The following is a 15,153-nucleotide window of genomic DNA, read 5'->3' as shown; positions in this document are numbered from 1 at the left end:
CGCTACGCAAAAGCAAATTCCTGTTTATTTTTTATAAGCTTTAAAAAAAATCCGCTCACTATTTTCGGTTGGTGCCTCATTTGTAAAATCAGCAGTGATGTCTATACGTGAGAAACCCGCCTCTTTTAGCCAGTCCACGTAACGCTCAATTGGATACCCCCGTTGAATGTGGAGTTCTTCATAACGATCATAGGAGCCAGTCTCATTACGTACAAAAAACGTAAGCTCGTGCTCAACCGATTGTTCAGCTTCACCAGCAAAGCTCTGCCATATATATGAAATTTCTTCATCCGCATCAGCGAACGTTTTTCCGATAAAATGGTTCCTGAGCTTTGTAGGAGAATGGACGTCAAACATGAACACTCCCTGTTGATCTAAATGGTCAAATACCCGCTGAAACGTTTGGACAACTCCTTCTTCGGTTATCACGTAATTCAAGGAGTCACAAAAGATCGTGATCACTTGATACGTTTCTCCGGTATAGAACTCGGTCATATCTTGCTGAAATAAAGGGACTTGAACCCCTTTTTGAGCTAACGCCTCTCTCGCAATCACGAGCATGTTCGCCGATTGATCGACGCCTGTACAGGCATAGCCTCGCTCACTTAATATCTTAAGCAAACGGCCTGTCCCACAGCCAATATCCAGTAGGTTTACATCTGAGAATATCGCCTTTCGGATTTCTTCCTCCACGAGTTTTGCCCAACGATCATATGGCGCATCAGCCATTAATCGGTCGTATAATTTAGCAAACATCTCGTAATTCATTGCTCTCGGCTCTCCTTGCGATACGTCCATCCATCCTCTTGATAAACTTTCCCTTCCTTCAGGAGCTTTCCGAGGGCCCGTTTAAACGACGCTTTACTCATATCAAAACGTTTTTTAATATCCTCCGGTGGAGTTCGATCAGAAAACGGCATGGCCCCTCCACGGGAACACAAATAGTCAAAAATGACGTCCGCATCCTCTTTTTGCCGTTCTGTTCGTACAGGGAATGTGGTGACATTGATCCGACCGTCTTCACGAACATATAATACTCTCGCTGTGATACGTTCCCCTAATCTCGGCTTCGTCTCCATTTCTGTTTTATGCAAATAGCCAAGATAACCTTCTTCTGTAAACAAAACAGCGCCATCGTCGAGAAAATGGTAGACTGTGCCATGCACTTCTTTTTTTCGGAGATTATTCGTTGCTTTATTAGCTTGCTCTTCCAAAGGTTGTCCTTTCACCAATTTCCCCATTAACCGCCCTTTTTTATCCCATGTTAACGATACGGGAAGTCGGTCACCCACTTGTGGCCAAATGGATCGATCAGTCGGCAATTCATCGATGGAAAGAAACAGATCACGGGAAACACCGTTATGCAAAAACAATCCGTGCCCGTCCTTCACAGCAACGACCTCGAGCCAAGCGAGTTCATCGACTGTGAGGAGCGGTTCTTCCATTGTCCCAGCTAAACGACCTTTGTGGTCATGATATATAAAAACCGTAACCTCATCGCCTTCCGAAACCTCTCTCGTCATTTCCCGTTTATGAAGAAACACTTCTTCTTGCTTCCTTTCATCTGTTAGAAAGGCCCCAAAATCACGAACACGGTCCACGCGCATTGTCACTTGATAACCTGGCTTTAAACTCATTAACTAATAACTCCTTCTAATTCAACAGTTGGCGCATCTCCCCAGAGCTTTTCTAAGTTGTAGTATGCGCGCTCATCTTTATGAAACACGTGAACGACCACATCACCGAGATCAATCAGTACCCATCTCGCTTGTTCATAGCCTTCAAGACGTTTAATTTCAATGCCTTGTTCCTGTGCTACTTTTTTTAATTCATGAGCAATTGCTTGTACTTGTTTTTCGGAGTTCCCATGACAGATGAGAAAAAAATCAGCAATTAATGAAATCCCCTTCATATTTAAGGCAACGACTTGTTCTGCTTTTTTATCGTCCACAGCATTTACCGCCAGTTGCAATAGTTCTTGATTTGACATTTGTGTTTCACTCCTCCCATCATTTCTGTTCTAATAGTAACTGATTGTATGTTGCAAGGGTATCAGGATATATAGGCTGGTTTTTTTTAAGCAAAAACGTAATTGTATTTACTAAAGAAGAAATAATGGCGCCATTCAAATCTGTTTTTGCTTGTGTGCGCACTTTTTCCACACCGGGAAATTGACGGTTTGGTTCTATATAATCAGCTAGAAAAATAATTTTCTCCAACAGACTCATATTCGGCCTCCCCGTTGTATGGAAGCGTATCGCTTGAAGAACGTCTTCATCCTCAATTCCGACTTCTTCTCGTACATAGTATGCACCACATGGAGCATGCAACAGCTCATCTCCATAAAATAATATATCCTGCTGCGACAGCTTTTCCCTTATTAAAGTTCTCATTTCATTTTTATCTCTAAATTTGGCATAATCATGAAAAATGGCAGCAAGCTCAGCCTTTTGTTGATCCGCACCATAAAGCTTTGCCAAATCAATCGCCGTTTCCATTACCCCAATGGTGTGTTGGTAACGATGTTCAGTTAGATGAGGTTTTACTAACTGAAGGGCTTTTCCGCGATTCATTGGTTTTGTACAACCCCTTTTCATAAATATAGCGTTCTACATCTAAAGGTAATAAGTACGAGATCGGTTTCCCTTCCGTCATCCGCTCACGGATCATCGTCGATGAAACGTTCACCTCTGGCCCCTCTACGAGCATCAGTTGGTCTTGATAAGGGGAATCAAGCAAAACACCTGGTCGCTTAAAGCCAATGAACGTTACAGTGGCAAGTAACTCATCGATCCCTTTCCATGTCGGTAAGCTTTTGACCATGTCGCCGCCGATAATAAAAAAGAAGCGAACATCTGGGTGTTTCTTTGTTAACGTCCGAACCGTATCAATGGTGTACGATTTCCCTTCTCGCTCTAACTCGATTGTGCAGATGTTAAAAAGCGTTTCCTTCCCTTTAATCGCTCTCTTGATCATGGCAAGCCGATCATCGTTGGAAGCGATCTCCTCTCGCTCTTTATGGGGAGGGATGCCGACCGGTACGAACCAAACTTCATCCAAGTCCGCACAATGTATCGCCTCTTGCGCCAATAAAAGATGACCGATATGCGGCGGGTCGAACGTTCCCCCTAAAAGTCCGATGCGCTTCACTCCGTTTCCGCTCCCTTCCTACGGCAACTCAATTGTTTTCTGTTCTTTTGATTCCTTATATAACACAATAACATTGCCGATCACTTGAACGAGTTCAGCTTCAGCACCGGTAGCCAAAGCCTCGGCCACCTCGTCACGATCCTCTTCGCAATTTTGTAGTACGCTGACTTTAATTAATTCGCGCGCTTCAAGAGCTTCACTAATTTGTTTAACCATGTTCTCATTGACCCCACCTTTTCCTACTTGAAAAATAGGCTGAAGGTGGTGAGCTTTCGCCCGTAAAAAACGTTTTTGCTTTCCTGTTAACATATTGCATTATCCTCCTAGCTGTTCTAAAACACAGCGTCTCATTTTTTCACGATCAGGGCGTAAACCTGTCCATAATTCGAAAGCAAGCGCCCCTTGATTGACAAACATCCCTAACCCATCTACCGTTTTTGCGCCTTTTTGTTTGGCTTCACGTAAAAATTTCGTTTCAAGTGGATTATAGATTAAATCGCTAACAACCGTCTCCCTTGATAAACGTTCAAGGGATAAAGGCATATCGTCGACACGGGGGCTCATCCCGACAGATGTAGTGTTAATAATAACCGAGAAACGTTCTAGTTGTTGTTCAGCTTCTTTTAGGGAAAGAGCTGAACAGCTTGTCTCACTCGATTCAAGGACTTCGCTAAATTCCTTGGCTTTTGCCAACGTTCGATTCGCGATCGTAATGGATCGAACCTTCTCCCGTTTAAGCACCGTCCCGATCGCTCGAGCGGCACCACCTGCACCAATAATCAACACATCGTGTGTCGGAAAAGGAGTTGTCACAACATCCATCAAAGACTCTAAGTACCCTTGCCCATCTGTATTAGAACCGAACAATTGCCCGTCTTTCATTACCACCGTATTTACAGCTCCAATTTCTTGCGCTTCTTCATCGACCATGTCGAGATAATCCATAATTGTCACCTTATGCGGGATTGTCACATTGAAGCCTTGCATTTGTAACGCCCGAGCCCCTTCTACAGCTTTTTCTAACTGAGACGGCTCCACGTCGAATGCATGGTAATAACCATCGAAATCTAACAATTGAAACATTTGGTTATGCATGAGCGGTGATAATGAATGACCGACAGGGTGCCCCAAAAGACCAAAAAGCTTTTTCATCTTTTCTCTCCCCCTAAATTAATGATTCACGGATGGAGACGCCAACGCCTTCCGGTGCATATGTACAAACCTTTACATTTGTTCCATTCACTGTGACCCAGCCTAAACCAGAAATCACGACATCTACTTTTTGATCACGGATGGTGAACTCATGCTTCACTAACGAAGGCAAGTGTTGAGGATCCTCAGGTGGCGTTAACACATCCCCAAGACGCTTTTCATAAAGTTCATCTGCTTTTTCTAGCTTCGTCCGATGAATGAAAAGATCGTTTGACACATAGCATACAAAAGACGTACGTTCACCTTTTACAAAGTCAAATCGAGCCAATCCGCCAAAGAACAGAGTTTGCTCTTCGTTTAATTGAAAGACCTTTGGCTTAATTTCCTTCTTCGGTGTAATTAGCTTGAGCTCATTTTTGGCCACATAGTGTGCCATTTGATGGTGATTAATAATGCCTGGGGTATCATAAAGGGTTTTACCATCATCGAGCGGGATGTCGATCATATCGAGCGTTGTTCCAGGAAAGTGGGATGTGGTAATCATTTGCTCTTCATCGCCGCCAAAGATCTGAATCATTTTATTTATAAACGTTGACTTTCCTACATTGGTTGCACCGACAACGTAAACATCTTTTCCTTTTCTTAACCGGTCAATTAAGCTAGCGACCTCTTTTACTCCTATACCCTTTTCACCGCTGATTAAAGCGACATCTATAGGTTTTAAGCCCAAATCCTTTGCTGATTTCCGCATCCAATTGATCATTCGGTTTCGATTGACGGATTTCGGCAACAGATCTACCTTATTGCCAATCAAGAGCACGTCATTCCCCCCGACAAATCGGTGGAGACCAGGAAGCCAGCTGCCATTAAAATCAAATATGTCGACAAGCTTAACAATTAACGCCTTTCGTTCACCAATCGTATGTAAAATTTTTAAAAAGTCATCATCTGTCAATGAAACATCTTGCACTTCATTGTAATGCTGCATCCGAAAACAACGTTGACAAATGATCACGTCTCGCTTTAAAGCTGAAGGGGGGGTATAACCTAGCATTTCTTTGGATTCTGTTTGTATTTTCACGCCACAGCCGGCACAAATGATGTCTCGTTCGTTCATGTCTACTCCTCCCAATGGATCATTCCTTTTTTTCTCATCCAGCTTAAAACATACCGCTCCATACGACGGTTAAACCTTGTAAATACTCCATCTGTATCGGTCACTGGTACGACTAATATCGTATGAATGTTCGCGCGATTGCCACCAAGGACATCAGTGAAAATTTGATCGCCAACTACTACCGCTTCACTTACTGAAATATTCATCTGTTTACACGCTTCAACAAACGCCTTTGTCATCGGTTTTTTTGCACTATGAATAAAGTTGACCTGAACAGGTGCAGCAAATGAGCGAACTCGCTTTTCGCTATTATTTGAAACGATCGTTAGCTTCATACCAGCATTTTTCACTTGTTGGAACCATTCTTTGACTTCTGGGGTTGCCTCAGGACGATCCCATTCAACCAAAGTGTTATCTAAATCGGTTATGATTCCTTTTATACCTTGCTGTTTCAATTCCTCTAACGGGATGTCATGGACTGTCTTAACATAATCGTTCGGAAGCAAGCTTTTCAGCAAAACGAATAAGCACCTCTCATCTAAAATATAGTCATCACGATGTCTGCCCGATGGAAATAGTTACAATCAAACCGTAAGTATACCACGAATAGAAAATAATATCAACAGATCCTTCGCTTTTTCAACTATTTTTCATGAATATTGTACATTCTCTCATCCCATTCAAAAGAAAATCACAAAAAATTTTCGACAAAAACTCTGCCATCTCAACACCTGTGGATAAAGTTATACACGGTTTGAGGCAAGGTATATTAAGGTTTTTGATAAATATAAACAACTAACTCACAAGTTATCCACTGGTATCTGTGGATACCACGAACGGTTGTTCTATTTTACAATACATGGTAGCATAAGGGGTATAAAATAAAAGAACCTAACAGTATATGCGCCGTTCCTGAAACAATGCTAGTCCACTCCTTGTATAAATACGGATAATTTCGCATAGGAGGTGAACTGCCGTACCGGCAGAATAATCAATGAAGACATTATCAGATGATTTGCTCATTGAGACATACCACAAGGCGATTGAGTTGGATTTAGGAGACGATTTTATCGGGCTCATCAAAGAAGAGATCGAGCGCCGTTCATTAACTGAGAAATTAAAACTGACATCCTAGAGTTGTATTGTAAAAAAACGAAGGTTTGGCCTCACGTTCTTTCGCCAATAACCCTTCGTTTTACTTCTTGTATCAATTCTAACTTTTAAAACGTGTAAAAAAGACGAAGTCTAAAATGGGCTTCGTCTTTTTTTGCCATCATTCTTCTATTAAAGAACGACGAAGTTCATTGGTATCCCGGAAATATTTCCTCGATCTGATAGGAGCCGTAAAAGGGGTGTTTTCTTCCAATTGCTGAATGTCAACTGTGTCCAAATCGTATCCTCTCTCATGAATCATTCGTTCGTTCACTTGATGGGCAAAAACCGCACAGACAAAAAGTGACAAAAAAATCACACCTGAAATCATTAGTTTCGCTTTATTATTCATTTCCGCTCACCCTGATGTTTTTTTATTAGGATTGCGAAAAATTGCACATAATATACATTATGATTTGGTTTGAATTCCATCAATTTGAAGTGAATGTGCGTTAATTTCCGTCCATTTTAAAAAATTTTTTTGAAAAATAATCGCCTTTCTACATATTTAATAAATCATGAAACCTCTCTAAACCGAATAGCCACAAAGGATGCACACCATACTAAATTGCGTTATAATTTACGTTAGTTTGGAGAATGTTCGGTTTTCGGATCTGCTTAAGGGGGGAATTAAAGAAATTGCCCAGTTGATTGATTTGATACTAGAAGGAGGTTTTTTGACTTGACGCTTTTGCATTGGGCTACAGTTTCACCTTTTTTACTTGCGATCTTCATTCCTATTTTGTATAAATACACAAGATCCATACATACGGGATGGTTTGTGCTCGTCCTTCCGCTCGTGCTGTTTGGCTATTTCTTATCGTTATTACCGATAACCTCGAACGGAGGCGTAATCCACGAGACCATTCCTTGGGTTCCTTCACTTGGAATCAACTTTACTGTCTATGTTGACGGACTCAGTTTATTGTTTGCTCTTTTAATCACTGGGATTGGTACTCTTGTCGCCCTTTACTCTATCTACTATTTGTCGAAAAAGACCGAAAAACTGAACAACTTCTATGTTTATTTACTTATGTTTATGGGCGCCATGCTCGGAGTCGTCCTCTCCGATAACTTGATCGTTCTTTACGTATTTTGGGAGCTCACAAGTTTAGCCTCATCCCTATTAATTAGTTATTGGTTCCATCGTGAAAAATCAACGTACGGTGCCCAGAAATCGATGCTCATTACCGTTTTTGGTGGCTTTGCCATGCTCGGGGGGTTTTCACTCCTCTACGTCATTACGGGCACGTTTAGCATCCGAGAGATCATTGAGCAAGCAGATGCTGTTCTTGCTAGTACGTTGTTTTTGCCAGCCATGCTTCTTGTTCTTCTTGGAGCTTTTACAAAATCTGCACAATTTCCATTCCACATTTGGCTTCCGGATGCAATGGAAGCACCGACGCCAGTCAGTGCTTACCTCCACTCCGCAACAATGGTTAAAGCAGGGCTCTACCTTGTAGCTCGCTTAACACCTGTTTTCGGCGGAACGCCAGAGTGGTTTTGGTTACTTGCAGGATTTGGGATCATTACATTGTGCTGGGGATCCATCTCAGCCGTTCGTCAAAAAGACCTTAAATCCATTTTGGCCTTCTCAACCATTAGCCAGCTTGGGTTAATTATGTGCTTGTTCGGTCTAGGGTCAGCTACTCTCCATTTTGACCCTACTGACAGCATGATAAAGTTTTATGCAACCGCCACTTTGGCAGCCGTTTTTCATTTAATTAACCATGCTACTTTTAAAGGAAGCTTGTTTATGACGGTTGGAATCATTGATCATGAAACCGGTACTAGGGATATTCGTAAACTCGGCGGATTAATGGCCATCATGCCTGTGACCTTTACTGTTTCATTAATTGGACTCGCCGCTATGGCTGGATTACCACCGTTCAATGGGTTCCTTAGTAAGGAAATGTTTTTCTCTGGAGTCGTAACTGCCACTACGTTAGGAATTTTTAATATGGAAACGTGGGGATTCCTATTCCCTGTTCTTGCGTGGGTTGCAAGTGTTTTTACATTCGTCTACTGTGCAATCATGTTTTTCCGCACATTTACAGGGGAGTTTAAGAAGGAAAATTACGACGTACATGTCCATGAAGCACCAATGGGAATGCTGATCAGTCCAGTCATCCTTGGTTCTCTCGTCGTTATTTTCGGATTGTTCCCTAACTTGCTAACTTACACGATTATAGAGCCAGCCGTTACTGCCATTTTAGGAGCAGATGTTTTCGGCGGAGGAGAGGCGAACATTTATCTTTGGCATGGGTTTAACCCTGAGCTCTTTATGACGATCGCTGTCGTTGCTTTTGGAACCTTGATTTTTATGAACATGAAAAAATGGCAGCAAACAGCCTTTTACTTAAGAGAGCGCGATCCATTAAACCGAGTGTACGACAGCTCCCTCGATTGGTTAATTAAAGGTTCTCAAGGAATTACACGAGTGCAAATGACAGGGATGCTACGCGATTATTTTGCGTACATGTGTGTCTTTATGATTTTGCTGTTTGGCTATACGATGGTTCGCTATAATGCCTTCGCTATTGACACGGTAAATGTCTCTGTTATTTCACCTTATATGTGGGTATTAACACTCGTTTTCATCGGGTCAACCCTTGCAATTCCTTTTATTAATCATCGCATTACAGCGATTATTGTCGTCGGTGTCATCGGATTTCTCCTTGCCTTGTTCTTTGTTATATTCCGAGCTCCAGACTTGGCACTTACGCAGTTACTTGTAGAGACCGTGACAGTTGTTCTCTTCATGCTGGCCTTTTATCACTTGCCAGAGCTACGAAAAGAGAAGTTCACACCGCGTTTCAATCTCGTCAACCTCTTTATTTCCATCGGTGTTGGTGGGCTTGTCACGTTGATTGCTTTAAGCTCTTTCGCATTGGGCACAGAAGCAGGCTTGGGAACCATTTCTGAGTACTTCATCGAAAACTCAAAGGAGCTTGCAGGTGGATACAACATGGTCAATGTCATCCTTGTTGATTTCCGTGGACTCGATACACTTCTTGAGGTACTCGTACTTGGAATCGCAGCACTTGGTGTCATTGCGATGATTAAATTACGGATGACTGGGAGGGAGGATGTATGAAAAACAACTCGTTCAAATCCAACGAGGTGATGCTTCATACGGTAACACGAATTGTGACCTTCATCATTCTCTCCTTTTCCGTCTACTTGTTTTTTGCTGGACACAATGATCCAGGGGGCGGCTTTATTGGAGGATTGATGACGGCAAGTGCCTTTTTGCTCATGTACCTTGCCTTTGATATGGATAGCATCAAGAAGGCGCTTCCGTTTAACTTTACAGCTTTGATCGCGATCGGACTGCTGCTCGCCATTTTCACAGGCGTATCTAGCATGCTCGCTGGCGATCCGTTTCTCACTCAATATTTTAGATACTTTCAGCTACCGATTTTAGGAGAAACAGAGTTAACGACGGCACTTCCATTCGACTTAGGCATTTACTTAGTCGTGATAGGAATCGCCCTCACCATTATTTTGACGATCGCGGAGGATGATGCGTAATGGAAATTTTAATGTCCATCACAGTCGGTGTCCTATTTATGGTCGGCACATACATGATTCTAACGAAAAGTCTATTACGCGTCGTTTTAGGGCTTGTGCTCCTGTCTCATGGAGCACACCTCCTGCTTTTAACGATGGCGGGCTTACAACGGGGCGTGCCACCGCTTCTGTCCATTGATGCACCATACTTTGCAGATCCACTTCCTCAAGCTTTAATCTTGACGGCTATCGTCATCAGCTTCGGGGTAACGTCCTTTTTGCTCGTACTTGCTTATCGAACCTATAAAGAACATCAAACAGATGATCTGGATCAATTAAGGGGAACTGCTGATGAGTAACTTAGTCATTCTACCAATTTTATTACCGTTTATCGTTGGTTCCTTTCTCATTTTGTTTGCAAAGCATCACGGGATTCAACGATTTCTTACAGCAATAACGATGGTTGGCCTGCTGCTGTTTTCCTTTTATTTAGCAACCCTTGTTTACCAAGAAGGAATCTATACACTTCAGCTTGGAAATTGGCCAGCCCCGTTCGGAATTGTGCTCGTCGCTGATATGTTTGCGACGATGATGATCATTCTTTCGAGCATTGTTGGCGTCGCATGTTTATTTTTTGCCTTTCAGACTATTTCATCTGAAAGAGAACGCTATTACTTTTATCCGTTTTACTTGTTTTTAATTGCGGGAGTGAATGGGGCGTTTCTTACTGGCGATCTCTTTAACTTATTCGTCTTTTTCGAAGTGATGCTCATCGCTTCCTATGCGTTGATTGTTTTGGGAGGCACGAAGTATCAGTTACGTGAGTCTTTCAAATATGTCGTGATTAATGTTTTTGCTTCCATTTTGTTTATCGTAGGTGTCGCCTATCTCTATTCAGTCACAGGGACACTGAACTTTGCGGACTTAGCTATTCGCGTGGCAGAGCTAGAGCAACAAGGGGTGCTCAATGTGATCGCGATTTTGTTCTTGGTCGTATTCGGGATGAAGGGTGCTTTATTCCCTCTCTATTTCTGGCTTCCAAGATCCTATTATGGACCACCTGCTGCAATTGCCGCCTTGTTCGGTGGCTTGCTAACAAAGGTTGGAATTTACGCGATTATCAGGACATTTACACTTATTTTTAACCATGACCCGAGCTTTACGCATACGATAATTCTCGCTTTGGCTGGATTCACGATGTTTTTCGGTGTCTTGGGAGCAGTATCGCAATTTGACTTTAAGCGTATCCTCTCCTACCACATCATTAGTCAGGTCGGTTACATGGTCATGGGGCTCGGGATTTTTACTCCCCTTGCCCTTGCAGGTGCGATTTATTATATCGCCCACCATATTATTGTAAAAGCAGCCCTCTTCTTATTTGCAGGGGCAACAGAAAAAATCACAGGGACGACGGAATTGAAAAAGATGGGCGGCCTTTTAAAGACCCACCCATGGCTTGCATGGTTGTTCTTTATTTCAGCCATTTCACTTGCAGGAATTCCTCCACTAAGCGGCTTCTTCAGTAAATTCGCTCTGATTCTTGCAGGCTTTGAAGAAGGTCGATATGTGATCGTAACTGTCGCGCTCATCGTCGGTTTGCTCACCCTTTTCTCGATGATGAAGATTTTCATTTATGCGTTTTGGGGCGAGCAAAAGCATACAGAGCAGCAAGCAAAAATGCCAATTGGAAAACTTTTGCTACCGATCGCTCCTCTCGTCGTGCTAACGATCGTCTTAGGGTTCGGAGCAGAACCAATCTTCCAATACTCGCTGCAAGTGGCCGACGAGCTATTAAATCCATCCGTCTACATCGAATCTGTGCTTAAGGAGTAGTTGCCATGGCGTTACAAATATTACTAAACCTTGTCATCGCGATCATCTGGATGTTCCTACAAAACAGCTTTACGTTCGCTGACTTTTTAGTCGGCTATGTAGTCGGTATTGGAATCTTAATCGCGCTCCGCAGGTTTATGATCTTTGACCTTTATTTTCGCAAGGTTTGGGCATGGATCAAGTTAATTGTTTTGTTTTTCAAGGAGCTCGTATTGGCCAATATTGACGTGACTAAAATTGTTCTCAGTCCAAAGCTTGACATTACTCCAGGAATCGTAGCGGTACCGACAAAACTAAAATCAGATTGGGAGTTAACCCTTTTAGCTGGCTTAATCTCTCTCACTCCTGGTACGTTGTCAATGGATTTTTCAGATGACAAGAAATACATTTATATTCACTCCATTCACGTGCCTGATAAGGAAGCGATGATACGGGAAATTCACGACACGTTTGAAAAAGCGATTTTGGAGGTGACTGCGTAATGTTTGAAACGGTTTTACACGTCGTTTTAGTCATTATGTCCCTCTCCCTTGCGGCTTGCTTTTATCGAACCATTGTCGGCCCGACGATGTCGGATCGAATTGTCGCTCTTGATACGTTTGGGATTAACCTTATTGGGTTTATTGGGATTATTATGATCCTTCAAGAGACCATCGCCTATGCGGAAGTTATTCTAGTGCTAGGCATCTTAGCCTTTGTCGGTTCCATCGCATTAGCTAAGTTTTTAGAAAGGGGGACTATTTTTGACCGCAGTCGAGATCATCGTTAGTTTATTCATCTTGCTAGGAGCGTTTTTAAGCTTTCTTGGCAGTGTTGGGATTATTCGCTTTCCAGATGTTTATGGCCGAATACATGCGGCAACGAAAAGTGCGACGCTCGGTGTTATCTCGATCATGGTCGCCACCTTCCTTTACTTCCTCTTGATTGAAGGTCTGTTCGTTGGGAAAATTCTATTTACGATCTTATTTGTGTTTCTGACCGCACCTGTGGCTGGGCTTATGATTTCCCGCTCTGCCTACCGGATTGGTGTTCCATTATGGGATCAATCGGTTCAGGACGATTTAAAAAAAGTGTATGCTAAAAAGAGACAAACATAAAACAGGGCACCACTGCCCTGTTTTTTTGTGCAAGCTGAACCATTGCTAAATGATGTCTTGGACGCTACACTGTAATTTGTGACTTATACGAAAAGGAGAGAATGTTTCATGATGACCCTTTGGGAATACGTGCTCATTTTTTTAGCGGCGGCTACTCCTTGGCTTGAAGCGATCGTTGTTGTACCATTAGGCATTATTCGCGGGCTAAATCCATGGCTCGTATCAGTCGTAGCATTTATCGGTAATTGGCTGACGATTTTGCTCGTCATTATATTTTATGAAAAGTTTCAAGCATGGCGAGAAAAACGCCGAATCCAAAAAGGGATAGAAACACCGCCAGAATCAAAACGGCAAAAGCGGGCACGTCATATTTGGAACCGATACGGCCTCCCAGGTTTAGCCTTAGGGGGACCGCTCGTCATCGGTACCCATCTATCCGCGTTAATGGCCCTTGCCTTTCGCTCACCGAAATATTTAGTGACTGGATGGATTACCTTTAGCTTGGCGCTTTGGATCGTTGTTTTTGCGGTTGGGGCGTTTTATGGATTTAGCTGGTTTCAACGCTAATAGACTTGTTTAGCGTAGCCAGCTCCCTACCTTTTCCCCCATCTTTACCTCAACAGCTCGAGGCTGATGATCCAATTGAATCGTTCCTTTTTCAAAAAACAGCATAACGGATGAACCAAAGGCAAAATAGCCGATCTCCTCCCCTTTGTCTACATGCTCTGATTGATGAGTCGGTACAATACTGTTCACGTTAAGGGCCCCGATTTTGGCCACGATACAGCGCCCCTCTTCTGCCTCTAACTCGGTGAGCAAACGATAGTTCCTTGATAGTGGCCGTTTCCCATAACGCAATCCGAGATTATTTACAGGAGCCGATTTATTCCCTAATGTCCATTGCTCTTTGATTGTGCCGTTTACTGGACTATGAATTCTGTGATAATGACTTGGACTTAAATAAAAAAGCAAGTACGTCCCCTCTCGATAGAGCTTAGCTTTTTCTTTTCCACCTAACATTTCCTCCAGTGTATAGGTCTGATTTTTCACGACAAAGTTCGCCTCGTCTGATAGAGTTCCTTGCTCAGCTAAAACGCCATCAACTGGGCTGACAATGCTTTTAGGTGATAAATCAATTGGACGACAGTTTTCCGTTAACGTTCTTGTAAATACCTCTTGAAGCGATTGATAAGTATGAAGTGGTTTTTCTGCTTCCTGCCCATTGATGTTATAAACTCTTACAAACGAAGGAATTAACCAACGGCTCGCTTTAGAAGTAGTAAATGCTTGTAGCATAGATGACAGGACAGGATGACTACTCAATTCGAAGCATAGTCTAAAAAATGTTTTTCTCACGACGTTCTTTCACCTACTATTTCATCAGTAAACTTTCATAAAACAATCATTCTTTCGCTCTAGTTATTTCGTTAGTAATGTGCTATTATAATCTTTTAAGAAGAGGAATTTACATTTTTTTCTGAGGGGAGGGGAACAACATGTTTCTACTTCAACAATTAGATCATACTGTAAAGAAAATGAAAAGCCAACTAGCAAATTTCTTCACAATTATAAATTTAAGCTGCGGCGTGTTTGCGATTTTGTTTACCCTTCAAGGGGAACTACGAGTAAGTTTACTTTTTATTACGATAGCTGCTGTCTTTGATCGTCTAGATGGAGCAGCTGCAAGAAAGTTTGACTGTGCATCTGATTTTGGAAAGCAACTTGATTCCTTAACAGACATTATTTCTTTCGGTGTAGCTCCTGCACTCATGATCTATCATGCCATCTTATTTGATTTCGGATACGCTGGAGCACTGTTTACTGTCTTTTACATTGCTTGTGGCGCTATTCGCCTAGCACGCTTCAACATTACAGAAAATCATAATAGTTTCATCGGATTGCCAATCACAGCTGCTGGCTGCATACTCACCTTGCTCTATTTAGCTGTCGGTTATTGGCCAGATTATACGTTCATGTTTGCGATTTTAATTTTGTCGTTTCTCATGGTTAGTACAATCCGCGTCCGGAAAATGTAAGCTATCGATAGCGAAAAGGGTCAAAACTTGTAGAAAAAATGACAGAAATCGTGAAAATATCGGGTTTTTTGCTTTAAATTTGGTCTGAAGGCTTGACACGACA

The 15,153-nt window shown here is 42.4% G+C and carries 21 protein-coding genes; 10 read left to right on the top strand and 11 right to left on the bottom strand.

Features of this window, described 5'->3' with window-relative positions; all coding sequences use genetic code 11:
* Positions 1-24: 24 nt before the first annotated feature.
* Genes FED51_RS07320 through FED51_RS07280 form a run of 9 tightly spaced genes read right to left on the bottom strand, consistent with a single transcriptional unit; the run spans position 25 to position 5,937 of the window.
* A complete protein-coding gene (locus FED51_RS07320; RefSeq protein WP_010897497.1) occupies positions 25-768 on the bottom strand; it encodes a class I SAM-dependent DNA methyltransferase in 744 nt (247 codons plus the stop codon).
* The gene (locus tag FED51_RS07315) at positions 765-1,637 is read right to left on the bottom strand and encodes a CvfB family protein (RefSeq protein WP_053431539.1); all 873 of its coding nucleotides are present in this window, start codon (positions 1,635-1,637) and stop codon (positions 765-767) included. Before FED51_RS07315 ends, FED51_RS07320 begins: the two co-directional genes overlap by 4 nt.
* Entirely contained in the window at positions 1,637-1,990 is a 354-nt protein-coding gene (gene rsfS / locus FED51_RS07310) for a ribosome silencing factor (protein WP_010897495.1), read from the bottom strand. The genes FED51_RS07315 and rsfS overlap by 1 nt, the downstream gene beginning before the upstream one ends.
* Before the next feature lie 19 nt (positions 1,991-2,009).
* Positions 2,010-2,573, bottom strand: a complete 564-nt coding sequence (gene yqeK / locus FED51_RS07305) for a bis(5'-nucleosyl)-tetraphosphatase (symmetrical) YqeK (protein WP_010897494.1) — start codon at positions 2,571-2,573, stop codon at positions 2,010-2,012.
* A complete protein-coding gene (locus FED51_RS07300) occupies positions 2,527-3,150 on the bottom strand; it encodes a nicotinate-nucleotide adenylyltransferase (RefSeq protein ID WP_010897493.1) in 624 nt (207 codons plus the stop codon). Before FED51_RS07300 ends, yqeK begins: the two co-directional genes overlap by 47 nt.
* Positions 3,151-3,168: 18 nt before the next feature.
* Positions 3,169-3,459 (bottom strand): ribosome assembly RNA-binding protein YhbY, encoded by a 291-nt coding sequence (gene yhbY / locus FED51_RS07295; RefSeq protein WP_010897492.1) that lies wholly within the window; start codon positions 3,457-3,459, stop codon positions 3,169-3,171.
* Between the two features lie 6 nt (positions 3,460-3,465).
* Positions 3,466-4,302 (bottom strand): shikimate dehydrogenase, encoded by an 837-nt coding sequence (gene aroE, locus FED51_RS07290; RefSeq protein WP_053431540.1) that lies wholly within the window; start codon positions 4,300-4,302, stop codon positions 3,466-3,468.
* Between the two features lie 13 nt (positions 4,303-4,315).
* Positions 4,316-5,419, bottom strand: coding sequence for a ribosome biogenesis GTPase YqeH (yqeH, locus tag FED51_RS07285; protein WP_053431541.1), 1,104 nt, complete (start codon positions 5,417-5,419; stop codon positions 4,316-4,318).
* Between the two features lie 2 nt (positions 5,420-5,421).
* Entirely contained in the window at positions 5,422-5,937 is a 516-nt protein-coding gene (locus FED51_RS07280) for a YqeG family HAD IIIA-type phosphatase (protein WP_053431542.1), read from the bottom strand.
* Positions 5,938-6,413: 476 nt separating this feature from the next.
* Here FED51_RS07280 and sda point away from each other — a divergent pair, with 476 nt between their 5' ends.
* Positions 6,414-6,554: a sporulation histidine kinase inhibitor Sda gene (sda, locus tag FED51_RS07275; RefSeq protein ID WP_010897488.1), complete on the top strand. Its 141-nt coding sequence runs from the start codon at positions 6,414-6,416 to the stop codon at positions 6,552-6,554.
* Positions 6,555-6,692: 138 nt separating this feature from the next.
* Here sda and FED51_RS07270 read toward each other — a convergent pair whose 3' ends face one another.
* Positions 6,693-6,923, bottom strand: coding sequence for a hypothetical protein (locus FED51_RS07270; protein WP_010897487.1), 231 nt, complete (start codon positions 6,921-6,923; stop codon positions 6,693-6,695).
* Between the two features lie 330 nt (positions 6,924-7,253).
* On the opposite strand from FED51_RS07270, the gene FED51_RS07265 reads away from it, so the two are divergent.
* From FED51_RS07265 to FED51_RS07230, 8 genes are all read left to right on the top strand, one after another.
* Positions 7,254-9,668, top strand: coding sequence for a Na+/H+ antiporter subunit A (locus FED51_RS07265; protein WP_010897486.1), 2,415 nt, complete (start codon positions 7,254-7,256; stop codon positions 9,666-9,668).
* A complete protein-coding gene (locus FED51_RS07260) occupies positions 9,665-10,105 on the top strand; it encodes a Na(+)/H(+) antiporter subunit B (protein WP_053431543.1) in 441 nt (146 codons plus the stop codon). The genes FED51_RS07265 and FED51_RS07260 overlap by 4 nt, the downstream gene beginning before the upstream one ends.
* A complete protein-coding gene (locus FED51_RS07255) occupies positions 10,105-10,443 on the top strand; it encodes a Na(+)/H(+) antiporter subunit C (protein WP_010897484.1) in 339 nt (112 codons plus the stop codon). Before FED51_RS07260 ends, FED51_RS07255 begins: the two co-directional genes overlap by 1 nt.
* Entirely contained in the window at positions 10,436-11,917 is a 1,482-nt protein-coding gene (locus FED51_RS07250; protein ID WP_010897483.1) for a Na+/H+ antiporter subunit D, read from the top strand. The genes FED51_RS07255 and FED51_RS07250 overlap by 8 nt, the downstream gene beginning before the upstream one ends.
* Positions 11,918-11,922: 5 nt before the next feature.
* Positions 11,923-12,399 (top strand): Na+/H+ antiporter subunit E, encoded by a 477-nt coding sequence (locus FED51_RS07245; protein ID WP_010897482.1) that lies wholly within the window; start codon positions 11,923-11,925, stop codon positions 12,397-12,399.
* Complete coding sequence (locus FED51_RS07240) at positions 12,399-12,686, top strand: Na(+)/H(+) antiporter subunit F1 (RefSeq protein WP_010897481.1); 288 nt, start codon at positions 12,399-12,401, stop codon at positions 12,684-12,686. Before FED51_RS07245 ends, FED51_RS07240 begins: the two co-directional genes overlap by 1 nt.
* Positions 12,661-13,014: a monovalent cation/H(+) antiporter subunit G gene (gene mnhG, locus FED51_RS07235; protein ID WP_053431544.1), complete on the top strand. Its 354-nt coding sequence runs from the start codon at positions 12,661-12,663 to the stop codon at positions 13,012-13,014. The genes FED51_RS07240 and mnhG overlap by 26 nt, the downstream gene beginning before the upstream one ends.
* A 108-nt stretch (positions 13,015-13,122) precedes the next feature.
* Positions 13,123-13,581, top strand: a complete 459-nt coding sequence (locus FED51_RS07230; RefSeq protein WP_010897479.1) for a small multi-drug export protein — start codon at positions 13,123-13,125, stop codon at positions 13,579-13,581.
* Positions 13,582-13,590: 9 nt separating this feature from the next.
* Here the strand turns inward: FED51_RS07230 and FED51_RS07225 are convergent, their stop codons facing one another.
* The gene (locus FED51_RS07225) at positions 13,591-14,370 is read right to left on the bottom strand and encodes a phosphatidylserine decarboxylase (protein ID WP_010897478.1); all 780 of its coding nucleotides are present in this window, start codon (positions 14,368-14,370) and stop codon (positions 13,591-13,593) included.
* Positions 14,371-14,510: 140 nt separating this feature from the next.
* Here FED51_RS07225 and pssA point away from each other — a divergent pair, with 140 nt between their 5' ends.
* Positions 14,511-15,050 carry a CDP-diacylglycerol--serine O-phosphatidyltransferase gene (pssA, locus tag FED51_RS07220; protein ID WP_010897477.1) on the top strand — a complete coding sequence of 180 codons (540 nt, stop codon included), beginning with the start codon at positions 14,511-14,513 and terminating at the stop codon, positions 15,048-15,050.
* Positions 15,051-15,153: the final 103 nt, after the last annotated feature.

The organism is Halalkalibacterium halodurans (assembly GCF_005671335.1).
Taxonomy (GTDB): Bacteria; Bacillota; Bacilli; order Bacillales; family Bacillaceae_D; genus Halalkalibacterium; species Halalkalibacterium halodurans.
The sequence above is the reverse complement of the archived record's forward strand: the minus strand, read 5'-3'. Positions and strand labels throughout refer to the sequence as shown.